General features: G+C 67.5%; 22 protein-coding genes and 1 pseudogene. 6 read left to right on the forward strand and 17 right to left on the reverse strand.

Annotated elements, in window-relative coordinates; genetic code table 11:
- Positions 1 to 31 precede the first annotated feature (31 nt).
- The gene (locus QRX50_RS28880) at positions 32 to 1,003 is read left to right on the forward strand and encodes a ThuA domain-containing protein (RefSeq protein WP_285966291.1); all 972 of its coding nucleotides are present in this window, start codon (positions 32 to 34) and stop codon (positions 1,001 to 1,003) included.
- Positions 1,004 to 1,063: 60 nt separating this feature from the next.
- On the opposite strand, the gene QRX50_RS28885 is transcribed toward QRX50_RS28880, so the two are convergent.
- Genes QRX50_RS28885 through QRX50_RS28910 form a run of 6 tightly spaced genes read right to left on the reverse strand, consistent with a single transcriptional unit; the run spans position 1,064 to position 9,016 of the window.
- Complete coding sequence (locus tag QRX50_RS28885; protein ID WP_285966292.1) at positions 1,064 to 1,822, reverse strand: ABC transporter ATP-binding protein; 759 nt, start codon at positions 1,820 to 1,822, stop codon at positions 1,064 to 1,066.
- On the reverse strand, positions 1,819 to 3,648 hold the full coding sequence (locus tag QRX50_RS28890) for a branched-chain amino acid ABC transporter ATP-binding protein/permease (protein ID WP_285966293.1): 1,830 nt from the start codon (positions 3,646 to 3,648) through the stop codon (positions 1,819 to 1,821). Before QRX50_RS28890 ends, QRX50_RS28885 begins: the two co-directional genes overlap by 4 nt.
- Positions 3,645 to 4,514: a branched-chain amino acid ABC transporter permease gene (locus QRX50_RS28895; RefSeq protein ID WP_285966294.1), complete on the reverse strand. Its 870-nt coding sequence runs from the start codon at positions 4,512 to 4,514 to the stop codon at positions 3,645 to 3,647. Before QRX50_RS28895 ends, QRX50_RS28890 begins: the two co-directional genes overlap by 4 nt.
- A 52-nt stretch (positions 4,515 to 4,566) precedes the next feature.
- Positions 4,567 to 5,727 carry an ABC transporter substrate-binding protein gene (locus QRX50_RS28900; RefSeq protein WP_285966295.1) on the reverse strand — a complete coding sequence of 387 codons (1,161 nt, stop codon included), beginning with the start codon at positions 5,725 to 5,727 and terminating at the stop codon, positions 4,567 to 4,569.
- A 32-nt stretch (positions 5,728 to 5,759) separates the two neighbouring features.
- Positions 5,760 to 7,505, reverse strand: a complete 1,746-nt coding sequence (locus tag QRX50_RS28905) for a thiamine pyrophosphate-binding protein (protein WP_285966296.1) — start codon at positions 7,503 to 7,505, stop codon at positions 5,760 to 5,762.
- 32 nt (positions 7,506 to 7,537) lie between these two features.
- On the reverse strand, positions 7,538 to 9,016 hold the full coding sequence (locus tag QRX50_RS28910) for an aldehyde dehydrogenase family protein (protein WP_285966297.1): 1,479 nt from the start codon (positions 9,014 to 9,016) through the stop codon (positions 7,538 to 7,540).
- Positions 9,017 to 9,224: 208 nt separating this feature from the next.
- On the opposite strand from QRX50_RS28910, the gene QRX50_RS28915 reads away from it, so the two are divergent.
- From QRX50_RS28915 to QRX50_RS28930, 4 genes are read left to right on the forward strand one after another with little or no spacing between them, the layout of a single operon-like run.
- A complete protein-coding gene (locus QRX50_RS28915; RefSeq protein WP_285966298.1) occupies positions 9,225 to 10,034 on the forward strand; it encodes an IclR family transcriptional regulator in 810 nt (269 codons plus the stop codon).
- A 58-nt stretch (positions 10,035 to 10,092) separates the two neighbouring features.
- The gene (locus QRX50_RS28920) at positions 10,093 to 11,331 is read left to right on the forward strand and encodes a CaiB/BaiF CoA transferase family protein (protein WP_285966299.1); all 1,239 of its coding nucleotides are present in this window, start codon (positions 10,093 to 10,095) and stop codon (positions 11,329 to 11,331) included.
- 1 nt (position 11,332) lies between these two features.
- Complete coding sequence (locus QRX50_RS28925; protein ID WP_285966300.1) at positions 11,333 to 12,136, forward strand: citryl-CoA lyase; 804 nt, start codon at positions 11,333 to 11,335, stop codon at positions 12,134 to 12,136.
- Between the two features lie 12 nt (positions 12,137 to 12,148).
- A complete protein-coding gene (locus QRX50_RS28930; protein WP_285966301.1) occupies positions 12,149 to 12,619 on the forward strand; it encodes a type II 3-dehydroquinate dehydratase in 471 nt (156 codons plus the stop codon).
- 146 nt (positions 12,620 to 12,765) lie between these two features.
- Here the strand turns inward: QRX50_RS28930 and QRX50_RS28935 are convergent, their stop codons facing one another.
- From QRX50_RS28935 to QRX50_RS28985, 11 genes and pseudogenes are all read right to left on the reverse strand, one after another.
- Positions 12,766 to 13,368 (reverse strand): hypothetical protein, encoded by a 603-nt coding sequence (locus tag QRX50_RS28935; protein WP_285966302.1) that lies wholly within the window; start codon positions 13,366 to 13,368, stop codon positions 12,766 to 12,768.
- 180 nt (positions 13,369 to 13,548) lie between these two features.
- On the reverse strand, positions 13,549 to 14,655 hold the full coding sequence (locus QRX50_RS28940) for a terpene synthase family protein (protein WP_285966303.1): 1,107 nt from the start codon (positions 14,653 to 14,655) through the stop codon (positions 13,549 to 13,551).
- Positions 14,656 to 15,173: 518 nt separating this feature from the next.
- Positions 15,174 to 15,955, reverse strand: a pseudogene (locus QRX50_RS28945) (transposase family protein).
- Positions 15,956 to 16,127: 172 nt separating this feature from the next.
- Positions 16,128 to 16,481, reverse strand: coding sequence for a hypothetical protein (locus QRX50_RS28950; protein ID WP_285966304.1), 354 nt, complete (start codon positions 16,479 to 16,481; stop codon positions 16,128 to 16,130).
- Between the two features lie 145 nt (positions 16,482 to 16,626).
- The gene (locus tag QRX50_RS28955; RefSeq protein WP_285966305.1) at positions 16,627 to 17,376 is read right to left on the reverse strand and encodes a transmembrane-type terpene cyclase; all 750 of its coding nucleotides are present in this window, start codon (positions 17,374 to 17,376) and stop codon (positions 16,627 to 16,629) included.
- Between the two features lie 182 nt (positions 17,377 to 17,558).
- The gene (locus QRX50_RS28960) at positions 17,559 to 18,542 is read right to left on the reverse strand and encodes a UbiA family prenyltransferase (RefSeq protein ID WP_285966306.1); all 984 of its coding nucleotides are present in this window, start codon (positions 18,540 to 18,542) and stop codon (positions 17,559 to 17,561) included.
- Positions 18,539 to 18,685 carry a hypothetical protein gene (locus tag QRX50_RS28965; RefSeq protein WP_285966307.1) on the reverse strand — a complete coding sequence of 49 codons (147 nt, stop codon included), beginning with the start codon at positions 18,683 to 18,685 and terminating at the stop codon, positions 18,539 to 18,541. Before QRX50_RS28965 ends, QRX50_RS28960 begins: the two co-directional genes overlap by 4 nt.
- Positions 18,686 to 19,453: 768 nt before the next feature.
- Positions 19,454 to 20,110 (reverse strand): phosphate signaling complex protein PhoU, encoded by a 657-nt coding sequence (gene phoU, locus QRX50_RS28970; protein ID WP_285966308.1) that lies wholly within the window; start codon positions 20,108 to 20,110, stop codon positions 19,454 to 19,456.
- Positions 20,111 to 20,427: 317 nt separating this feature from the next.
- Positions 20,428 to 20,760: a J domain-containing protein gene (locus tag QRX50_RS28975; RefSeq protein ID WP_285966309.1), complete on the reverse strand. Its 333-nt coding sequence runs from the start codon at positions 20,758 to 20,760 to the stop codon at positions 20,428 to 20,430.
- Positions 20,757 to 21,149: a hypothetical protein gene (locus tag QRX50_RS28980; protein WP_285966310.1), complete on the reverse strand. Its 393-nt coding sequence runs from the start codon at positions 21,147 to 21,149 to the stop codon at positions 20,757 to 20,759. The genes QRX50_RS28975 and QRX50_RS28980 overlap by 4 nt, the downstream gene beginning before the upstream one ends.
- Before the next feature lie 127 nt (positions 21,150 to 21,276).
- Positions 21,277 to 21,708 carry an Hsp20/alpha crystallin family protein gene (locus tag QRX50_RS28985; protein WP_285966311.1) on the reverse strand — a complete coding sequence of 144 codons (432 nt, stop codon included), beginning with the start codon at positions 21,706 to 21,708 and terminating at the stop codon, positions 21,277 to 21,279.
- 859 nt (positions 21,709 to 22,567) lie between these two features.
- Here QRX50_RS28985 and QRX50_RS28990 point away from each other — a divergent pair.
- On the forward strand, positions 22,568 to 22,879 hold the full coding sequence (locus tag QRX50_RS28990; RefSeq protein ID WP_285966312.1) for a MerR family transcriptional regulator: 312 nt from the start codon (positions 22,568 to 22,570) through the stop codon (positions 22,877 to 22,879).
- Positions 22,880 to 23,446 lie beyond the last annotated feature (567 nt).

Below are 23,446 nucleotides of genomic sequence, written 5' to 3' on the forward strand. Positions count from 1 at the left end.
GTCCACTGTGTCCAGAACAGGATGGAGAACCATGAAGAGACGTTCGGCAACGGTGCTGACAGCTCTGGCGAGCGCATCCGCCGCCGCACTCGCGACGGTGCTGGCCTACGGGATGCCCGCGTCGGCACACGACGGCGGTGGCAGGACAGGTGCGCAGCAGCTGGGTGATCCCCAGTACGGTGTGTGCCGCGGACTCGACTCCGGCTGCTACCACAACTGGGGCAACTTCGACCTCTCCAAGGGCATCAAGGTGCTGGTTTACTCGCGCACCGCGGGACCGCGCCACGCCAACCTCGGCCCTGCGCTCGGCCCCGGTCTCAACCCGCCGCTGGCCGACGCCAACGTCGCGCAGAAGGCGCTGGTGAAGCTCGGGCAGCAAAACGGGTTCGCGGTCGACTGGACCGAGGACGTCACCCAGCTGGCGAGCCCGAACACGCTGTTCAAGTACAACGCCGTGATCTTCCTCAGCACCAGCCGGGACGCGCTCGACGACTCGGCGCAAACCTCGCTGCGCCAGTACATCCGGGGCGGCGGCGGTTTCGTGGCCATCCACAACGCCTTCGGCACCGAGTACAACTGGCCCTGGTACGAAGGCCTGCTCGGCGGTACCAACTACTACGACCACGGCCCCGCGCAGGCCGGCACCGTGCAGACGGTGGAGCGCAACGACGTCTCGACGAAGAACCTGCCGAATCGCTGGGCCTTCACCGACGAGTGGTACAACCTGGATCCCTTCCCGAGCAACGTCCGCTTCCTGGCGAAGGTGGACGAGTCGAGCCTCGCGCAGGGCGTGACGGGCTCGATGGGGCACCCCGGGCACGGTGCCAACCACCCGGTGGCCTGGTGCCAGTACTACGACGGGGGCCGGTCCTGGGTGACGACGCTGGGCCACGAGGACTGGGCGTTCACGAACACGAGCACCTCCGACGGGGCGCGCTACTTCCAGTCGCTGATCGTCGGCGGGATCAAGTCCGCGGCGGGCGCGGCACCGTTCTGCCGCTGATCACGAGTGAGGGCCCCGGCTTCGTCGAAGCCGGGGCCCTCTCTCGTGGGGGTGATCTTGTCAGAGCCCGAGGTAGATCCGGCGGACCAGCGGGTCGTGGCTGAGGTCGGCGGAGCTGCCGGTCATGGCCACCTTGCCGTTCTCCATGACCAGGCACGTCTCGGTGGCCTCGAAGGTGAGCTTCGCGTTCTGCTCGACGAGCAGCAGCCCCAGGCCGGCCTCGGACAGGCGCTGCAGGCTCGCGAGGACCTCCTCGACGAGCTTGGGGGACAACCCCATCGACGGCTCGTCCAGCAGCACCAGCCGCGGTTCGGACATCAGGGCCCGGCCGATGGCGAGCATCTGCTGCTGGCCCCCCGACAGCGCACCGGCGAGCCGGTGCTGCATCTCGCCGAGCACGGGGAACATCTCGTACACCTCCTGCAGGACCTGCCGGGTCCGGCCCCGCCACGAGCGCAGGTACGCGCCGAGCAGGAGGTTCTTCTCCACGGTGAGACCGGCGAACACGTGCCGGCCTTCCGGGACGTAGCCGATGCCGTGGCGCACGATGTCCTTGGGCTTGACCTTCGTCAGGTCCTGGTCGCCGAGCCACAGCCCGTCCACGGACCGGGGGACGAGACCCATGAGCGCCTTCAAGGTCGAGGTCTTGCCGGCGCCGTTGGCCCCGATGATGCCCACGCACCGGCCCGCGCCGACCGTGAACCCGACCGAGCTGACGGCCTGGACCCCGCCGTAGCGCACGCAGAGGTTCTCCACGCGCAGGTCCCCGGCGGGGCCGTGACCGGCCTCCTGGTGTTGTCCGCTTTGGTCGGTCTTCACGGCATGACCTCTGTTTCCACTGCGTGGGCGACCTCGGCGGCGCTGAACGAGTCGCCGAGGTAGGCCTCGATGACCTCGGGCCGGATCGCGACTTCGGCGGGGGTGCCCTCGGCGATCACGTCGCCGCCGGCGAGCACGGTGACGCGGTCGCACAGCGACATGACCAGGCCCATGTTGTGCTCGATCAGGACCACGGTCACGCCACTGTCGCGAATGGACCGGACGATCTCCTTGAGCTGGCCCACTTCCTGGCCGTTGAGGCCCGCGGCCGGCTCGTCGAGCAGGAGTACCTTCGGGTCGGCTGCCATGGCCCGGGCCAGTTCCACCCGGCGCTGGATCCCGTACGGGAGGGAACGGGGTGCCGCGTCGGCGAAGTCGTCGAGGCCGAACCGGGACAGCAAGTCGCGAGCCTCCCGGCGGAGGGTGCGTTCCGAACGCCAGACGCCGACCGGCCAGAGCACGTAGTGCCAGAACGACCGCATCGACGAGCGGTCCAGGGCGACCAGCAGGTTCTCCTCGACGGTGAGCTGGCCGAACAGCCGCAGGTTCTGGAACGTCCGGGAAAGGCCGGAGCGGGACAGCTGGTGGGGCCGTCGGCCGGTGAGGGTGAGTGCTCCGATGGCCGCGGTGCCCGACGAAGCGGTGTAGAGCCCGCTGATCACGTTGAACAGAGTGGTCTTGCCCGAGCCGTTGGGGCCGACGATCCCGCGGATCTCACCCGCCGCGACGGACAGCGACACGCCCTTGAGCGCCTTGAGACCGCGGAACTGCTTGCTGATCCCGGAGATCTCGAGCGGCACCCCGTGCCGGTGCCCGTCCGCGGGGGGATAGGGCCGGAACGGCCCGAGCACCGCCCGGTCGGCCGGCTTGCGCCGACGCAGCAGCCGGCGGATCAGGGTGGGCACACCGGCCAGCCCCGCGGGCGCGAAGACGACCATGAGCACCACGACCGCGCCGTAGCCGAGCTGCGCGTAGACCGAGAAGTCGGTGAGCGCCTCCCGGACCAGGGACAGGACGATCGCCCCGACGATGCAGCCGGGGATGCTCTGCCTGCCGCCGATGATGACCATCGCCAGTAGCAGGAACATGTTGGCGACGCTGAAGGTCTCGGGCGCGATGTAGCGGATCAGGCCCGCGTAGAGCACGCCGGCGACACCGCCGTAGACGCTCGAGACGAGGAAGGCGGTCATCCGCAGCACGGGGACGGGTGCCCCGACCGCGCCGGCGGCCACGGAGTCGTCGCGCATGGCCCGCAGGCGCCGGCCGAGCGCGGTGCGCACGACGAACACGGCGAACGCCACGGCGAGCGCGAACACGACGAGTTCGACGTAGTAGTAGAGGTACTCGTTGGTCAGGTCGATGCCGAACAGCGGCGGCACCGGGATGCCGTTGATGCCTGAGGCCCCGCCGGCGATCTGTGCGTTGGTCACCCAGTTCGTGAACGCCAGGGCGAGTCCCAGCGTCACGATGCCGAGGTAGTGCGACTGCACGCGCAGTGCGGGGATCCCGACGACCAGACCCGCGGCCGCGGTCGCGATCACGGCTAGCACCGCGGAGACCCAGAACCCGAGCCCGGAGGCGGTGGTGAAGATGGCGAGGGCGTAGGAGCCGACGCCGAAGAACGCGATCTGTGCGAGGTTGATCTGCCCGGCGACACCCATGGCGATGCCCATGCCGACCGCCAGCAGGGCGAACACGATCGCGATGTTGACGACGTGGATGCCGTAGCCGTCGAGCCCGTAGGGCAGGAGCCAGGCGAGGACGGCCAGCGCGGCGATGCCGCCGATCCGTGCGGTCAGGCCGCGGTTGCGCATGAGGAGGTTCATGCCCGCGTCACCGTCCGCTCGCCGAACAGGCCGGTCGGTTTGACCATGACGATCACGGTGAACACGAGGAACACCACCAGATCCGAGTAGCCCTGGAACCAGCCGGCGGCGAAGGAGTCCAGGATGCCGATGGCCAGCCCCCCGACGATCGCGCCGGTGATGTTGCCGAACCCGCCGAGGATGGCGGCGGCGAAGCCCTTGATGCCCAGGGTTCCGCCCAGGGTGGGGCTCACGTACAGCAGCGGGCCGACGAGACCGCCGGCGAGCGCGGCGAGCCCGGCGCCGATCGCGAAGGCGATGGCGTTGCTGCGTCCGACGTGGATGCCGACCGCGGTGGCCGCTTCGTGGTCCATGGCGACGGCCTGCATGGCGGCACCGCGTTTGGTCCGCTGCAGGAAGAGCAGCAGGAGCACGGTGGCGACCGCGGCGATGCCGAGGACGACGAGGCTGTAGGTGCGGATGCGGACGCCGAAGACGTCGAGAGGCTGGGACCCCACGGGCGTGGGAACGGCGCGGCCGGTCGCGCCCCAGATGATGGTGGCGAGCGACTCCAGCACGACGCCGAAGCCGATCGTGCCGATCAGCATCAGGTCGAAGTCCTTGTTCTCCAACGGACGCAGCACCCGTTCCATCACCAGCGCGATGAGGCCGGTGACGACCATGGCGACGATGATGGCGAGGACGAACGGCAGCCGGGAGGACATGTAGAAGGTCGATGCGGCGTAGGCGCCGACCATCACGACCTGGCCGTGCGCGAAGTTCACCAGGCCCATGGTGCGGTAGACGATCGAGAAGCCCATGGCGACGAGGGCGTAGACAGCGCCGAAGCTGAGCCCGCCGACGAGCGTCTGGAGAAAGACTTGCATGAAAAGTCCTTTCACAGACGGGGGCCGCGCGCCCGGCGCGGCCCCCGCAGGATCAGCTGGTGGCGGTGGCGATCAGTTTCCCGCTGGTGATGACACCGATCGAGGTGGCGTGGATGCCGACGCCGGTCTCGTCGAAGGTGAACGTGCCGAGCAGGCCCGGGTACTTGGTCGACCGGATCGCGTCGGCCAGTGCCTGACCGGTCGCGGCGTTGCTGTTCTTCATCGCGGTGAGGAAAATGTTCGTGCCGTCGAAGGATTTCGCGCCGTGCAGTTCGGCCTCCTCGTTGTAGGCCGCCTTGTAGGCCTGCGCGAAGGAGCGGGAAGCGTCACTGGTGTCGTTGCTGAGGTAGGGGCTGCTCACCACGGTCCCCTCGGCGTTGGCCGCGCCGGCGGTCTGGAGGTAGACGGTCGTTCCCATGGGTGCCGCGCCGGCCACAGTGGCGCTGAGCCCGAGTTCGCGGGCCTGTTTGACGATGAGGCCGGCTTCGACCTCTTCGGTGCCGACGAACAAAACCTGCGGGTTCTTCTGGCGGATGGAGGTCAGTGCCGCGCTGAAGTCCTTCTGGTCGGTGGTCACCACCTGGTCGTCGACCGGCTTGATCCCGCGGTCGGCCAGTGCTTTCCCGAAGGCGTCGTGCTCGCCCTTGCCGTAGGAACCGTTGTTGCTGATGAACGCGATGTTCTTCAGGTTCTTCTGGTCGACGAGGTACTTGGCCAGGGTCTCGTCGTACGTGGTGCTGGTCGGGCCGTTGAGGAACTGGAACGGGCTTTTCACGGCGGTGATCGAGGGGGACTGCCCGGAGGTGATGCTGGGGATCTTCGCCTGCTGGAGAACGGGTGCCATGGCGACGGTGACCGCGCTCTCGGCGGTGCCGATCATCGCGACGTAGCCCTCGCTGGCGATCTTGCGGGCGAGGTTGGTGCCGGTCGTGGGATCGCCGGTGTCGTCGAACACGTCGAGCTGGATCTTCCTGCCGTTGATCCCGCCGTTGGCGTTCCACTGGTCGACGGCGAGCTTCGCGCCCTTGTACTCCCAGGCGCCCAGCGAGCTGAGCTGGCCGCTCTGGGCGTTGACGACCGCCATCTTGATGGGGCCGCTCGTCGACGCGCTCGAATTCGACGAGCCGCCGGGAGCGCTGCAGGCGCTGCCGACGCCCACCGCCAGTACCGCCAGAGCGGACGCCACCACGCGTCCGCGTCGGAATCGGATCATGAATGCCACCTCGTTGTGTCAGGAGTGCGGAGTTATTCGAAGACGCCCTGGTAGATGTCCTTGATGTTCCAGTGCCCCGGGGTCGGCACCGGCTCGTTGACCATCGGGACGTCGAGGACCGCCGGCCGGCGGCGCGCGACCGCGTCGCGGAGTGCTTCGCCGAGGCCCTCCGGGGTCTCGACCAGGTATCCGGCGGCGCCGCATGAACGGCCGAGCGCGGCGAAGTCGGGGGACGCGGGGTTGCCGTCGCGGTCGAGGAACTCGCAGCCGAAGCTCTGCCCGAAGTTCCCGGCCTGCAGGTCCGCGATGGTGCCGTGGGCACGGTTGTTCATCACGACGAAGATCACGGGCAGGCCCTGCTCGACGGCCAGCGGAATCGCGGGCAGCTGCGCGCTCATCCCACCGTCGCCCACCAGGGCGACGACGACCCGGTCGGGAGCGGCGATCTGCACGCCGACCGCGGCCGCCGGTCCGAAGCCCATTGTGGACGCTCCGCCGGGGGTGATGAACCGGCCGTCCTCGGGCAGTTCGTAGCACTGGGCCACGCCGTTCTTGTTCCACCCGACGTCGGTGACGAGGACGGCGTCGGACGGCAGGACGGTCCGGAGGTCCTCGAGGATGCGTTCCGGCCGGAGGGGGAAGTCGTCGCTGCGGCCGCGCTCCTGGCTCGACTCGAACAGGGTCGTCCGTGCGGTGGTGATGGTCTCCCGCAAGCCGGGCCGGGAGACCCGCTCGGGAGCGAGGGCCCGCACCGCTTCGGTGATCGCCGGAACCGCGTGGTTGACGTCGGCGACGGCTCCGACGGCGACGGGGTAGTTCCGGCCGATCTCGGCGGCGTCGATGTCGATCTGGATCAGCTGTGCCGGCGGGAACCGCCAGGTGTAGTCGGAGTCCCACGAGCTGGCATCGGTCTCGGCGAAGCGGGTCGCCAGCGCGAGCACGAGGTCGGTGTCGCGGGTGTAGTCGTTCGTGAGCTCCAGGCCCCAGAAGCCGGTCATGCCCATGACCAGCGGGTGCCGGTCGGGAAGTGTGCCCTTGGCCATCAGCGAGTGGGCGACGGGGATGTCGAGGTGCTCCGCGAGGTCGAGCAGCGCCGCTCGCCCGGCCGGCCCGCGCAGACCGCCGCCGAGGTAGATCAGCGGACGCTTCGCGTTGACGAGCAGCTCGGCGATCCGGGCGGCGTCCGCGTCGCTCAACGCCGGCGTCGCGACCTGCTCGACCAGCGGGTAGTCCACTACGCGGACCTGGCGGGAGAACAGGTCCATCGGGACGTTGAGCAGGACCGCGCCTTTGCGGCCGGACGTCACGGTCCAGAAAGCGCGCTCGGTGAACCTGGTCAGGTCTTCGGCGCGGTGGACGTGCCAGGCCCGCTTGACGAACGGGCGGTAGATGGCGGTCTGGTCGGCGTCGGCGTGGAGGTTCACCTCCTGGTGGGGGTGGCGGCCGTGGTAGTACGACGGGACGTCGCCGGAGATCGTGATGAGCGGGACGGAGTCGAGCGCGGCCGTCGCCACACCGGTCACCGCGTTCATCATGCCGGGCCCCGCGTGCACGAGCAGGACTCCGGGTTTGCCAGAGACGCGGGCGTATCCGTCGGCGGCGTGGGCGGCCGCTTGTTCGTGCCGGGCCATGACGAATTCGATGCTGCTGCGGCCGAGCGCGTCCAGGAAGGCGATGTTGGTGTGGCCGCACAGGCCGAAGACGTACTCGACGCCGTAGGACTCCAGCTGCCGGACGAGTGCTTCCGCTGCGGTCGTCGTCGGGGCGGGTGCGGTCATGGGGGCTTCGCTCCTCGGGTCTCGGGTCTCGGTCACTGCTCGCCCCAGATCGACGTGCCGCGCAGGATCAGGGTTTTCACGACGGTGTAGTCGTCGATCATGTGCGCGGGTGACTCCCGGCCGAAGCCCGAGTCTTTGACACCGCCGAAGGGAATGTGGTCGAGCCGGTAGTTCGACGAGCCGTTCACGACCAGCCCGCCGACCTGCAGCTCGCGCCACGCGGTGAAGATCGTGCGGATGTCGTGGGTGAAGATCCCGGCCTGCAGGCCGAACCGGCTCGCGTTGCAGGCGCGGATGACGTCGTCCAGGTCGTCGAACGGCAGGACGGCGACGAGGGCGCCGAAGACTTCCTTGACCACGACGTCGGCGTCGGCGGGCGGATCGGCCACGATGGTCGGGAGCAGCGTGGCGCCGTCGCGGGTGCCGCCGAGCAGGACCCGCGCCCCGCCGAGGCTCGCGTCGGCGGCCCACTGCTCCACGCGTGCGGCGGCTTGGTCGTCGACCATCGCGCCGACGTCGGTAGCGGGGTCGAGTGGATCTCCGACCTTGAGCTGGGCGACCTCGTCGCGGAAGGCGGCCAGGAAGTCGTCGAAGCGGCTTCGGTGGACGTAGACCCGTTGCACGGAGATGCAGCTCTGCCCGGAGTTGCTGTACCCGGTGCGGGCGCAGGTCCGGGCGGCGTGCGTGATGTCGGCGTCCGCGCAGACCAAGGTGGCGGCGTTGCCGCCGAGCTCCAGCACCAGGCGTTTCGCGCCGGCTGCTCGCGCGACCGCGGCGCCGGTCTCCGCGCTGCCGGTGAAGCTGATGACGGCGACGGCTTCGCCCGCGCACAGCGCGGCGCCGACCTTGCCGCCGCCGTGCAGGAGCTGGACCGCCTCGACGGGCATGCCGGCGTCGAGGAGCAGGGCCACGATCGCGGCTGTCGTGGCGGGGGCCTGGGGCGGCGCCTTCACGATCGTGGTGTTGCCGGCCGCGAACGACGCGCCGAGCTTGTGGGCCAGCAGGTTCGCCGGGGCGTTGAACGGTGTGATCGCCAGCGCGACGCCGGCGGGCGCCCGGAAGGTCATGGCGGTGTTGCCGACGCCGCGGTCCCAGCCCGACACCGGGAGCATGTCGCCGCCGATGTGCCGGGTTTCGTTGGCGCACACGGCGAACGTGTCCGCCACACGGTCGAGCTCGCCCCGGCCGTCCTTGAGCGGTTTGCCGAGCTCCAGCGCGATCAGGCGGGCGATCGCGTCCCGGTGCTCGATCGCCGACCGTGCCGCTCGTTCGAGGATCGCGGCCCGGGTCGCCGGTGCGAGGCGCCCGACGACGGGCGCGTTCTCCGCGGCGTAGGCCAGAGCTTCGGCCACCTGGGATTCCGACGCGGGGTAGGACTTCGTCACCACTCTGCGGACGTACGGGCCGATCCGGTCGGCCGGCGGTCCGTCGCGTGTCCACTTGCCGCCGACGAACGCGGCGGCCTCCATCGCCTCATCGGATGTCGAGGATTCGAGAATCTCCTGCAGCACCGCCACACTCCCTTGTGAACCATCAAACGGTACATCTGGACCACTCTGCGGACTCCGTGTAACGTACGGTTGGCGACAGGCGCTGGCAAGACTTCGAGCCGAAGAAGTTACGAACCGGCCCAGGGCGGCCACCCGGTTCGAAATCCGGGTCGAAACCCGAGGATGCTGGGCAAAACGATTACGACAATGGGCAAGGGGAGAGTTGGTCATGAAGCGGGCCGGTGCCGACGAAGCCGTCGATCAGACGGAAAACTCGTCGCAGGAAGGTGGCGAGTCGCAGGGCGTGCGCAGTGTCCAACGGGCACTGGACATTCTGGCGCTGCTGACGGAAACTCAGCCCACGGTGTCGATCTCCGACATCGTGAAGGAAACCGGTCTGGCCAAGACGACGGTGATCCGCTTGGCGCAGACCCTCGAGCAGAATGGTCTTCTGTGGGCGACGCCCAAGGGGTACATGGCGGGGCCGGGTCTCTGGCGCTGGGCGCATCTGGCCAAACAGAGCTGGGAGCTTCCTGCGGAAACCAAGCAGCTGATGCGCGAGCTGGGGGATCGTCAGCGGGAGACCGTCAACCTCTACGTCTTGCGGGATATTTACCGCGTTTGTGTTGCTCAGCAAGAAAGTCCTCAATCGCTGCGGCACGTCGTGCGCGTCGGAGACGAGCTTCCCCTGTGGGCGGGTGCGTCGTCGAAGGTGCTGCTGCGCGACGCCTCCGCCGCCCTGTTGACGCGGATCGCCCGCAGCTCGCCCTATGGAGTCGAGCACGTGTCTGCGTTGCAGGCATCGGTGGCGGAGACCGCCGAGCAGGGTTTCGCGTTCAGCCACGGCGAGCGTGAAGCCGGTCTTTCGGCGGTGGCGGTTCCGATTGTCAGTTCGACGGGAACTGTCGTGGCGGCGTTGTCGCTGAGCGGGCCGACCGTGCGTTTTCCCGACGATCGTATTTCCGAGTTCGTCGACGATCTCAAATCTGTTGCCGCGCGCATGGCGGAGCGGGGGTTCGCCCATCCCTTCGCCGGGTGAAGCCGGCCCGACACGACGTGCCGTCCGCACTGATGCGGCCGGCGCACAAGGAGAGGGAATGCAGAGGAGACCGCTTCGCGGCATCCGCGTTCTGGACCTGACGAATGTTCTCGCCGGTCCGTACTGCAGCTACCAGCTGATGCTCTTCGGTGCCGAGGTGGTGAAGGTCGAGGTCCCCGGATCCGGGGACCTGGCGAGGAACCTGGGACCGGATGCGGAGCTCAACCGGGCGGGTCTCGGCGCCTCGTTCCTGGCGCAGAACGCCGGCAAGAAGTCGATCGAGCTGAACCTGAAGGACGCGGCGCAGCGCGCGCTGTTCGAGGACCTCGTCCGGGGCGCCGACGTCCTCCTGGAGAACTACCGGGCCGGGGTCCTCAAGCGGCTGGGCTTCGGCTGGGACCGGTTGCGGCAGCTGAACGGACGGCTCGTCTACTGCGCGATCTCAGGGTTCGGGCAGTCCGGGCCGTTGAGCCAGGCGCCCGCCTACGACCAGATCATCCAGGGCCTGTCGGGGATGATGAGCGTCACCGGCACGGAGGACACCGCCCCCCTGCGAGTCGGCTTCCCCGTGTCGGACACCGTGGGCGGCCTGATGGCGGCGCTGTCCATCTCGTCGGCATTGGTCGGTCGCGAGCGCTCCGGTGAGGGCTGTTTCCTGGACCTGTCGATGCTCGAGGCGTCCATCTCCGCGATGGGCTGGGTGGTGTCCAACTACGTGATCAGCGGAATCCCGCCGGAACCGATGGGCCGCGAGAACGCGACGGCCGCGCCGTCGGGAACGTTCTTCGCCGCCGACGGTCCCCTCAACATCGCCGCGAACCGGCAGGAGCAGTTCGCGACGCTGTGCGGCCTGGTGGGACGACCGGAGCTGATGACGGATCCGCGGTTCGCCGACCGCGAAGACCGCAAACGCCACCGCGCCGAGCTCAACGACGAGCTCAACCGGGCGCTGCGGCTTCGGAGCGCGCAGGAGTGGGAGACCGAGCTGTCGGCTGCCGGCGTGCCCGCCGCACGCATCCTCACGGTGCCGCAGGCGCTGCGGTCGGAGCAGCTCGCGCACCGCGGGTTCTTCACCGAAATCGGCTTTCCGGGTGAGCCGGGACGGACGTTGCGCACGAGCGGCAACGGCGTGCTCGTCGACGGCGAACCACTCCGGCCGACCAGCGCGCCACCGCGGCTCGGGGAACACAACGACGAAGCCGCCGAACTCGTCCGGCGCTGGCGGGACACCGGCATTCCGTCGCCGACCCGGCCGATTCCCGACCAGGTGTCGCTCAGCCGGACCGAAAGGGACTGACATGACGGTCACGCCTCGACAGGCCACTGTGGACGATGTCGCCGACTGGTGGGCCAACGGCATCTGCCGGATGGAGCCCGGCGTGGTCGAGCTCCGGGGAATCCCGGTGCAGGAACTGATCGGCCACCGCGGCCTGGTGTCCACGATCTGGCTGATGGTCCGCGGCAGCAGCCCGACCACCGCCGAGGCCGCACTGCTGGAGGCGGCGATGGTCGCCTCGGTCGACCACGGCCCGCAGGCACCTTCCATCGCCATCGCCAGGATGACGGCCACGTGCGGCGTCGGCATGAACAACGCCATCGCGTCCGGCGTCAACGCCCTCGGCGACTCCCACGGTGGCGCCGGACAGCAGTGCGTGGAACTGCTGTCCGACATCGTGGCGCGGGAGTCGGCAGGCGCGGCTCTCGACGCTGCGACGACGGAAGTGGTCGCCGAGTACCGTGCGCGCGACCCGTACCTGCCTGGGTTCGGTCACCGTTTCCACCCTGTCGATCCCCGGCGCGACCCGCTGCTCGGCCTCGTCGACGAGGCGGTGTCGGCGGGTACCGTCGAGGGCAGGCACGTGGCGGCTGCCCGGGCGGTTGAGACGGAACTGAACCGAGGGCGTCGCAAGCCCGTGCCGATGAACATCGACGGAGCCACCGCGGTGATCTACGCCGAGCTCGGGTTCCCGCCGGAGCTCGCGCGAGGCCTGTTCGTCCTGAGCCGCAGCGTCGGCATCCTCGCGCACGCCTGGGAGGAAACGAACTCCGGCCGGCGCAACGAGGGCCCGATGCCGACCTCGATCCTGCCGACCTATCGCTGAGAAAGGACGTTGATGCACCTCGCCGTCCTCCACGGTCCGAACCTCAACCTGCTGGGGGAGCGCAGGCCGGAGAAGTACGGGACCACCACGCTCGCCGAGATCACCGCCGACGTCGACCGGGCCGCGGCGCGGTGGGGCGCCACGGCCGTCCACTTCCAGTCGAACCACGAAGGCGACCTCGTCGACTGGATCCACACCCACCGCGACGCGGTCGACGCGATCGTGATCAACCCGGCCGGGCTGACCCCGGTGGCCTACTCGCTCCTCGACGCCATCCGGGACACCGATCGTCCGTTCGCCGTCGTGCACATTTCCCAGTGGCACGCCCTCGACGGCAAGGAGCGCGACGACATTTTCGCTCCCTCGGCCGCGGTGTACCTCACAGGCGCCGGCTGGCACGGCTACGCCTTGGCCCTCGAAGCGCTCGTGTTCAAGGTTCGAGACCGCGTGCCTGAGGAAAACTCGGCGATCATCGGACCGTGAATTGACTTGTCGGTTTGCGCTACGGAGCGCAGCTGAGGTGGGAAGGTCTACATGGGAGGCGGGAAAAGTGATGGCAACTACGCGGACGGCCGGGGACAGCTCGCGACGCGCCTCCGGCCAGTTCGCCGACCAGCCCGACCGTGACCCTACTCCGTGGTCGCTGGTACCTCCCAGGATGAACGGCGAGGTTTGGACCGCGACCGGGCTGCGTAGTGGACGAATCCGAAGATCATCAGCAGGTCGACGACGGCGACGCCGATGCACACGCCGAAGTCGATCTCATCGGGTCGATGCAGGTCCACCGCCGCCGCCGGGTCGACGACCACGTCGACAGCCGTGCCCGGTTTGTCGCCGCCCACGGCGACGATGCCACGCTGCCCGTCGGGTGTGACGACGACCAGCGCGTTCTTCGTGTACTTGGACGGGGGCGTGAACTGCTCTGCGGTCCAGCTGTCGGTGTAGCCGGTTGCGGTCGCCTGCACCCGCACGCCACGCGTCTCCAGGACAAGACCGTCGACCGCGGAGAACCCGGTCATGAAGATCATCACGAGGTGGAGGCCGGCGACGAAGGCGCCCAGCACGGCGATCCACCCGGCACGTGCCAGGATCGGCGGGAGCACGAGGATCAGCGCAGCGCTGATCCAGACCAGAAGAGTGCCGCCGCTGCGGTGGAACACGTCCAGCACGACGCCGAGCCAGGTCACCGTGACCAGGGCGAGTGTGGTCAGCACGGTGCGCACCCAGATCATGGGCGAAGGCTACCGGCGAGATGCCGCGGGATGCCGGGGCGCCACTCCGATCACCACCATGGGGGACATCCGTCCGGTGGGCTCTGCAGCGTCGGTCTTGTCCACAGTCTGGAGACTCGAGCTTGACCCGTGGCCGGCCGCACACAGAAAGGCAAGGTGGGTGGGGAAGGCGCAATCTGTCTACTTTGGGGGATTCCTGTCCGATTGCGTCAGCCGTCGAGCACGTTCCACCAGGAGATGGGCTCGGCGGGATAGGGCTGGTTCAGGTCGGAGTCCGTGGTGGGCGTGTCGGCTAGCGTGGTGGGCAGGCCGGCGGACGCCGTTGCGGCCCGTGTATCGGCGGGCTTCCAGGGACCATTCGTGTTCGCCTCGCAGCCACGCGTCGCTGGTGTCGAGCCAACGCCGCAGTTCGGTGCCGGCGTGTGCTTCGATCTGCGTCCGCAACGTGAGGTACAGGCGCATGGTCCGATCGTGCAGGAGCACCACCTCCGCCACAGCTTCTTCGATGGCACATCCGCGCTCGGCCATCACGATGTCGACGAAGTTCTGCCGATCACTCGTGCCGGTCACGGCCTCCTTGTAGTAGGACACCAGGTCGTTTTCGGCGCAGATGATGAGGTCGAATGCTTCGGCGTAGATCGTGACAGGGGAGCTGGTCCAGTCGCGCTCGGGGAGCACGTAGCCGCCCATGACGTCGTGGATGGCAGTGAAGGGTTTGATCCCTCCGGATTCGGTTCGGACCAGGAGGTAGTCGTTCAGTGAGGGCACCACTCCGGCCGATCGGTTGTGGGCCAGCCAGGTCTGGGTCAGCAGGTACGTCCGCATGGTGGCGACCCAGCGCGCGACCTGCACGGGGTGGGCCAGCTCGTCGAGGCGAAGGCGGAGGTCGCGTAACCCGGACGCGATGGGGGTGAGGTCGGCGATGCGGGCGTGTGGTGTGTTCACGACCCATTGGAGCTGGGTCACGATCCGGCAGAGGTCCGCGGGGTGGTTCACGAGCGGGCCCTCGTCGCAGTACGAGTCGTCGATGGCGAACAGCAGCGATACGAAGTCGGTGGCCCAGCGGAGTCGTTCCGGTTCAGCGAGGGGATAGCCGCGCGCGGCGAGCCCTTCCGGGCAGCTCGCCCGTATCCACGCTTGCTCCCGAGGGCTCGCGCAGATCCGGTGTCGGTCCAGCCAGTCGACGTTCGCTCGGGCGGCGCGTTCTTGGCCAGGGTTGATCGCCGAGGGAAACGGCGCCCAGAGAGTCGGGATGACCGGCACTGCGGTCGATGATGAACTTGGCATGGCTGCTCTCCTGTGCGAACAGGTCCTCAAGGTCACGAACACGACAAGGAATCGACGGCACCCGCGCAGTGCACGGCAGCGCGGGTATCACACGGGAGCCCACGTCGCGTTGCACGGTCACAACGGGCCCAGGTCCTCGAAAGTATAGTTCTGGTTGGCCCGGGAATTCTGACATCGCAGTGGTGATCACGCGTCCGTGTGCGTTGTTCCCACGTTTCGCGCAACCGGCAACCCGAGCGTCGTGAACCGCAATCACCTGATGGAATCCGAACGTTGGTTCCGGTAATCCCATCGGGTAGCGTGACGCTTGCGGGCCGTCATATTGGCGTTCTGCTAAAAGAATTCGTATTCGCAGGCCGCTGCTCGGCTCCGGCGAGGAGATGCGGGAGAACCATTTTTGATGCTGCTCACCAGTAGCGACGTTTCTCGTCCTCCCATGACTCCATCGAGTTTGCGAATTGCACCCGTCTAAGGGATGTCTCGTAACTGAGAGCGTGGTTGGTGGGGCTGGTGTTGCGTCAGGCTTCGAGGAGGACGTTGTGCAGGTGCGTGATTCCGGACACCGTGTCGGCGAGCGTGCTGGCGGCGCGGCGGTAGTCGCGGAGGATCTTGAAGTTCTTCATCCGGGCCAGGACGTGTTCGACGCGAGCGCGGACCTTGCGGTGGGTGGCGTTGAGATTCTCTTTCCAGTCCGGGAGTTCGCTGCCGTCGCGAGGTTTGCGGTAGGGCATGACGACCGCCGGGTTGCCTTGATAGCCGCCGTCGGCCATCACCGGCCGACCGGCGAGTTGCTCGGCCATGCCCGAGGCGCGGTAGACGGTGCAGTCGTTGCGGTTGCCCGGCTGCGGGTCACCGGTCGCGATGACCAGCCGGGTCTCGGCGTCGATCGCGACCTGCACGAACGCCTGAGTACCGGTAGTTCTTCGACGGTGTCGCCAGCCGGTGATCCCGGGTAGGCACCAGTGTGCCGTCCACGATCGCGACCGCATCCACCCGGCGTTTGCGGACCGGGGCCAGGGCCAGCAGCGGACCGATCGTGTCGCTTCCCCCGGTGCGCCGCCGAATGCGACACCCCGAACAACGGCCCGATCTGGCGCATCGTCAGGTTCGTCCGCCACTACGTTGCGACCAGCAACACGCGATCGGCCAGCGGCAGTGCCCACTGCCGACCGGGCCGGCCGTCAGCGATCTCGTCCCCGCCTCGCTTCGCGACCAGCCGCACGAGCTTGCGGAACTGACCCGGCTCCAGCCCGGTGAACGGGGCAATCCACTCCGGCCGCGACGCTGTGATCACCTGCACCACACCAACATGATCGACTACCGGCCCCGCCGGCCCAGCACCGGGTTACGAGACATCCCTTAGACGCTGGTGGTCGGGGTATGAACGATGCATTCGTCAACGACATGTACATCAACTGCTTACGCTCGCCCTGTCGCAAAGTGGCTGGAGGGCTAGTGCACGCACAAGGTTGCTAGCTGATCTTGGATGCAGTTCGAACGCCGGTGGACAGCGTTTCGGCTATGAGCTCGACCACGAGGCGCTGCTCGACCTGTGGTTCGGTGCTCAGCCAGGCCATTGCGCCTCCAATTATCGCTGCTGCCTGAGCATGGGCAAATATTTCAAACTTGAGGTCGGTAGGAAGTGTCTCGCGGATAGCCTGAGCGACATCAGGGACCAATCGTGCCTGAATTGCGCCAGGGTTCGATCCTGCTAGATCGAAGATAGACACAACAATCATGCGAACCCGAGATTCGGGCGAGTCGAGGAGGCGAGGGCCGTGAAGCACGGACGCGACCAGTGCTCGCTGTGTCCGGTTGAAGGTCATGGGAGATCTCCATCTGTTTTCAGATGAATATGCTGACGAAGGAGTCGGGCTAGCGCCCCCATCGGCTCATTATCGAAGGCGCAGCCAGTGTGATCTTTTGTATGGCCTTTAGGTGGAGTTGCATGTGGTCTCTCGGTGTGGTCGTCTAGCCAACTCGTTGACTCAAGAACGCAGACGGACTAATACCTAGTTTATGCGCCTTTCGGGCTTTCCAGAGGAGGTAGAGGAATATTCCGTCCAGGATCATCGACAGAGTTCCGAGTGTGTTCAGGAAGTAGTTGCCGGTGTAGTGGAAGAAGAAGAACACGGCGACCAGGGCGGTGCCGAGGCTTCGGAGCCATGCAAAGTGTGTCGAGAAGTTCTCGGCGGTGGTGGAGCTCAGTAGGAGTAGGATGCAGAAAACGCTGATGAATTGCTGTGCCATGTAGGCGGAGGTCGCTCCGACCGGGGTGTCGTATCCGCCGTGGACGAACGAGCTGTAGATTACCGTGAAGATCGGGACGGCGATGAAGCACAGCGGAGTGAAAAGCCGTTTGAAAACAGGGTTGCCGGTCTGCTTTCGTCCGTGCCTGAGCAGGAGCCAGAAGATGAACAGGTCGAGGAACAGCCAGCTCTTGTAGATGATGGCGGGGACCAGGCCCATGTCTGTGGTGTAGAAGGCTGCCCAGGTGATTTCCCAGGCGAGGTCGCTGCAGATCGCGATGGCGGGTAGTTCGATGTATTTTTTGCGGTGGCTGTTGCGGATGAGCAGTCCGTAGGCAAATACCCAGAGGAGACATCCGGACACGAACAAGAAGAGTTCGAAGCCGGTGTAGGGAACGCAGTTCTTGTCTACGAAGTTGATAAGGTGGCTGGGATCGTTGCTGGTGTTGCCCGGGCAGGTGATCGGTGCCAATTGTTTCTCCTCGCGGGTATGTTATTTTCCAGGGTGGTATCTCGATGAGTTCGGGCGGGCGGAGCGCGCGGCCTTCCGTGCATTCATCCGTCGTCCTCGTATGAGATATCCGACTGTCTCGCGGATATCGGCCACGGTCTGGCTCCCTGGCTCGGGGCGGGGGCCGATCGGGCGGAAGTGATCTACGGCGCGGCGGCGCTGATCGAAGAGTCTGGTGGGGAGATCTCATGGTGACGTCTCAGGAGCTTTTGGAGCAGGAAGCTGACGATCACGATCGGGGTGAGCAGGGCTGCCGTGATCCACGGACCGAGCCCCAAGGAGATTGTGGCCGCCGTGATGAGGATGCGTTCGATGACGAAGACCTCGTGGGATCGCAAGGCGGTCGGCGCGGGAAGGGGGCGCGGCGCGAACCGGATGATGTCCAGGGCGTGCACCCCCAGGCAGCAGGCGGCCCCGACAAGCAGTGCATAGGTACTCAGACCCTCGCGTGTTCCGATAGCCGCAGCGATGGCCGCAATGATGGCGAAGCCGTAGAGGCAGGCCGCCACCTGGAGGGCCGCTGAGGCACCTCTGCGGACGGGAAATGTGTCGTAACCGCCGGCCCTGTCGCCGTCGACATCCCGCAGCGCTCCGATGAGGTTGGTGGCGGCGTCGTGGGCCCAGAACATCGCGGCGAAAAAGATGATCTGCCAGGTTGTGGCACCGGCGGAGGTCATCGTTCCGTAAACGAAGGCCATCGCGGTGAGCAGGCCGCGTACCAGATTGCCCGCAAGGCCACGCGCCTTGAAGGCGCCGCTGTACAAGACGACACCGAGGGTGATTCCTGCCGCCGGCCAGGCCAGCGGCAGGGCAGTCAGCAGGGAGACCAGCCAAAATCCGACGAAGCAGGCGACTGCGGACACCAGTGCGGCTCGAGGGGCGAGCCGGCCTGAGGGGATGGGCCTTTGCGGCTTGGCCAGAGCGTCCAGATGCCGGTCGAGGTAGTCCCCGAGATAGTGGGCGCCAAGCCAGGCAAGCAGGGGACCGCTCACGGCCGTCGCGACACCGTGGCGGGGTTCTCCGATGACAGCCCCGCCCAGCCCCACCAGGCCGGGAAAAGCGAGGGTGTAAGGCCGCCAGGTCTCGACGTGAGCCCTGAGTACAGTGGCGAAGCGCTCGCTGCTCATGGCTCGGCCTTGGCATTGTCCAGAATGGACGCGGACCGTTCGTCGTAGCCGAGGAGGACGGGGCCGAAGCCGTTCTCCCGCATCGCGGAGACGAAAACGTCCTCCCGGTCGCCGAAGAGCGCGTACGAATAGGTCTTCCCCATTCCGAATCCATCGGCGGGGATCGCCGGTCGATCCGGCGAACCGTCAAACACACAGGCGGTGCGTCCCTCCGCGAGTGGCCACACCGCATCCCATGGGTTCTCATGCGGGTACGAGGACGGAGCTCTGGGCATCAGGGAATCCCGCACATCGACGACCGGCGTGGACATGTTCTGGCGGCTCCTCTGCCTCAGAATTTGTTTCACCCCAGCAATTCTTGGCCCCGGAGGCAGTCTGCAACACCGCCGACCGAGGGCGCACTCCCAGCCCGGTAGGGTTACCTCTCGGATATGGTCGAATACTGGCAGTGGCCGCCGCTGCAAGACGTACGTCCAGTCGGTCGAAACCGCGGAACCATCAGCACAATGGCGCCGACCACGAAGCCAGCCGGGGCGGCGACCCCATGTGCTCCAGCCTGATCCGGGCGACGAGCTGTGGGTACTGGTCGAAGTTATGATCAGTCTCGCACTCGGGGCATTTCCTCCTACTGCCTGCCGGAGCGACGCGGGCTGACTTCGCTGGTGGCGTTTCAGTCACAGCAGGTGGATCGCGAGAACGACGACAGTGGTGATCACCGCGAGGATCGCCGCGAGAGCCAACCCAGTGCCCGTGGTTCTGCCACCAGTACAACCGGGCCAACCACCGATTGTTCCAAGCTCGAATTCGGTTGTCGTCCCGCTCCGCTCCCCGGCCCGTGCTTATCCGGGCTAAGAACACTACGTCCTTGATCAAGGAATGAGGCTCAGACCGCGGGCTGACGTGGTGCCGAGTCAGGTGTGGGTGTGGAAGGGAAGTTCGCCGGTGGCGGCGAAGCCCAGTCGGTTTGCTACGGCGACGGCGTGGTCGCCGAAGCGTTCGTAGAACCGGGCGAGCAGGGCGAGATTGATGGCTGTCTGGACGCCGTGAGGCCACTGGTCGCTGGTGATCACGGTGAGGACGTGGGCGTGCATGGTGTCGATGGTCTGGTCGATGTCGGCGAGGTCGGCGAATCCGCACGGGCACTGGCGCTCGATCAGCTCGGCGAGCCGGTCCGCCATGCCGGCGGCGGCGTCGGCCATCTCGGCGAAGCCGTATTCGAGCTGGGCGGGCACGGCGTGGTGGGGGTGGGCGAAGCGGGCGATGCCGGCGATGTGCGCGGCCAGGTCGCCCATCCGCTCGAGCCGTTCGGCGCAGTAGATCGCGGCCAGGATGGTCCGCAGGTCGTGTGCCTTGGGCGCTTGGAGGGCCAGCAGGGCCTGGGCGTGCGACTCGCAGTCCGCGCGGGCCCAGTCGATCTCGGCGTCGGTAGCTATCACCTGCTCGGCGAGGTCCAGGTCTGCGGTCAGCAGTGATCTGCTTGCCCGGCGGATCGCGTCGGCCGCGAGCGCGCACATCAGCCCGAGCTGTGCGCTGAGACGGTTCAGCTCTTCGTGAAAGCTCTCGCGCATGTCCGCACCGTGTCCCTCATCGGCCAGCCGAACGCCGGCCTCGCGGCGTCGGGGCGACACTCGCGTAATGCGGCCCACCGGCAGGTTAGGGGAGAAATCCTGCCGGTGGGTCCGCCGCGCGCCCTGCCGCCGCGCCGCGTGTCCACGATTGTCGTCTCAGTGCGGGGCACTGCCGCCATGGTGTTACAAAATCTTTTGTGGGTCGGCTCGTCTCGACCGAGACGGACGCGTTCGGCGACGAGAACGAGCAGAACGGCCGCGTGTTCGTCATCCACGCCGCGATCGCGCACGGCGGTGCCCAAACCGAAGCTCCGCGGTCACCAGCTTTGTCGGTGAGGGTGGCGGTGGACGGGGCCGGCGCGCACGTCTGGTTGTGGCGGTGTGGTGCGGGGGTGCACGCGCACGTGGATGTCGCGGTCTGGTGTGGAGGGCCGGTGCGGTTCGGTGGGTTGCCGCGCGAGGTGGTCGCGGAGGTGGCGGTAGGCGGTGATCACGGCCGCGAGTCGTTCGCGGTCCGGGTGTGGTGCGTCGGGGTGGCAGTCACGCACGGCGTGCCGGTAGGCGGCGGTGACCTCGGCGGTGCTGGCGCCGGGAGCCACGCCGAGTACCGCGTAGGGGTCGGGCAGGCCTGTGGGGTGAGAGGAGTTCATGGCGAGGACCGGAGCGAACCGGGCACAGCTGGGTTGAGCTGGCTGATCTCGGTGTAGTAATCGTGCGCCGCGCTGTGGGCGGTGTCGAGGGCGCGGCGCAGGGTGGCCAGTTCCCGGCATGCGGAGGCCAGGTGTGCGGTGTCCGGCGCGCTGTCGGCCTGGCGAACCTGCTCGGGACGTTGGGTGTGGTGGCCGGTGTGTTCGGCCAGGAGGGTCACCAGATCGGTCAGCTCGCCGGTGAGCTGGGTCAGCTGCCAGCCGGCGTCACGCAGCTGTGCCAGACCAGGGGTCTTGGCCGGGTCGGCCGCGCGGACTGCGCGCCGAAGGTCACGGGCCGTGGTGGCCGGCGTGGTGGCGATCGTGACCGGTCGGCGTCGGGTGCTACCCATCGGTTCCGCTTTCCTCATGCTGTGCTCGACCTGGCACGGGGTGGGCGAGGTAGACGCTGGCCCCGCCCGGCAGCGTTCGATGCTGCGCGGGCGGGGGCCACAACGCCGAGCCAGGGGTCCGAGACGCTCAGGCGTTGATCTGCTTGGACTCGCTCTCGCCGCTGATGGCGATCTTGCGTGGCTTGGCCTGTTCGGCGATCGGCATCCGCAGCGTCAACACACCCGCCTCGTGGTGCGCTGCGATGTTGTTCGCATCGAGGGTGTCACCCAGGAACAGCTGACGGGAGAACACCCCGCGTGGCCGCTCGGACACCTGGACCTCGGTGCCCTCGTCGTAGGCCGGCGTGCGTTCGGCTTTGACGGTGAGCACGTTGCGCTCCACGCCCAAGTCGATGGAGTCCGGCGCGACACCGGGCAGGTCGAACTGCACGACGTACTCGTTGCCGGACCGGTAGGCATCCATCGGCATCACCGCCGGGTGCGATGTGGTGCCGTTGGCGCCGAAGAACTGCTGGGTCAGCCGGTCCAGCTCCCGGAACGGGTCGGTCCGCATCAACATGACCATCCCTCCTTTGCTCCTTCCCTGTGCACCGCCACCGGCGTGCTGGGAACCGGAGGCGGCTGGTCAAACCTGTACGCCACCCTGCTTTTGCGGAGATGAGTGCTGGTTTTCGTGTCGTCGTCGAGATCCGGCTCCCGCCGCAACGCGGGCGGCGGGGCCGGAACCAGTTCGGTGGGAAACACCTCTCGAGAATGCTGTGTGTGCAATCGATCCTTCGATCACCTGGGGCCTGTCCCGGCTGCCGTACGCCGAGCCGGGGGTGCCGCGAGGTGTGCGCCACGAGACGCCGGGCCGGGACCACAGTCAGGTCTCCTCGGCCGTCTGTCGAAGCAGGCATCCCCGCTGGGCGAAAGGACAACAGCCGGGCGGACTCCAGGTGTGCAGGCACCACCTGCCTTTCGAAATCACCGTCGTAACGCTGACCCCAGGAGCGCACCGGGCCACGGAGGGGAACGCTGCCGATGCCGACCTCGCATCGCCGGCACCACACCGACCGACCGGTCACCACTGGCGAGGGCGCGGGGTGCGCGGTCGGATCGCCGCGGACCTGAGGATCCAGGCCGGGGCCTCGCTGGGGACGGAGGGAAACCTTCGAAATTGGCGGTCATGATCGCGTCGAACTCTGCGCGCAGCCACACTGGATCGGCGTAAACCAGCTCGGCGAACCCGCTGGTCACCGCCTCGCGGCGGGTGGTGTCCGGCATCATCGATCACTCCCCGGCAACATCGTCGTGTTCGACACCAGGTCATGCACCGCTCATCCATTTCTATAGCGCGAACTGCAAATTGTGTCAAGTGTCCGCACTAGATAATCTGGAGCGGCTGGCGTGCGTGACGACCCGTCAAGGAGGTGTGCGTGGCTGATCTGGGCAACCTCGACGACCACGACTACCCGGCCTTCACCACCGGGCAGGCCGCGAAGATGCTGGGTGCGCAGGAAGCGTTCCTGCGTAGCCTCGACGCCGCGGACCTGGTGCACCCACAGCGCTCGGACGGCGGCCATCGCCGCTACTCCCGCCGCCAGCTCACCCAGGTGATCCGGCTGCGCGAACAACTCGACGAAGGCCGCACCCTCACCGCCGCCGCCCGCATCATCGGCCTGCAAGACCAGCTCGCCGACGCCGAGAACACGATCCACGACCTGCGCGCCCAGCTCGACCAGCGCTGACTCCGCTCACGCCGGGCGGCCATGAGCTCACGCAGTCAATCGTCCGAGACCGACCTGAGATGACGGCGTCCACCATGTCTCTTGCCCGGTCAAGCGTGCTCTGCACGGTGTGCCCGGAACGCGATCGCGCCTTCGTGACCCGTGGGACGATGTCCTGCTCAGGGCGAAGCAGGTGTCGAGCCAGGCCCGCTGACCGTCGCTGCGTGGCTGCGTCTCGGGCACAGCAGCGAAGGACGCCGGGTCACCACTGCTTGGACAGCTGGCGCGGGCTGCGACTCACCCAGTTCAACGTGCGCCCGAAGATCGGCAGGCGGGCCCGGTGACCCGGGGCCCCGGGCCCGCAGCGCGCGACGCTACGCAGGCGGTGCTCCGTGGATAACACTCGAGGGTGCCTCCCGGACGTTCACGCTGCTGCCCGTGTGTGGCACCCATCCACCATTCGGCGTGTTTCCGGCGGGGATGATCGGGTGGGCCCCAGGGTGACGCGCCGAGGGCCACCGTGAGGCCTGGGAGCGGCGTGTCCGCAGGTAGCCCTGCGGACACGCAGCTGCCGTGGGGCCGCCTTGC

Source organism: Amycolatopsis sp. 2-15, assembly GCF_030285625.1.
GTDB lineage: Bacteria > Actinomycetota > Actinomycetes > Mycobacteriales > Pseudonocardiaceae > Amycolatopsis > Amycolatopsis carbonis.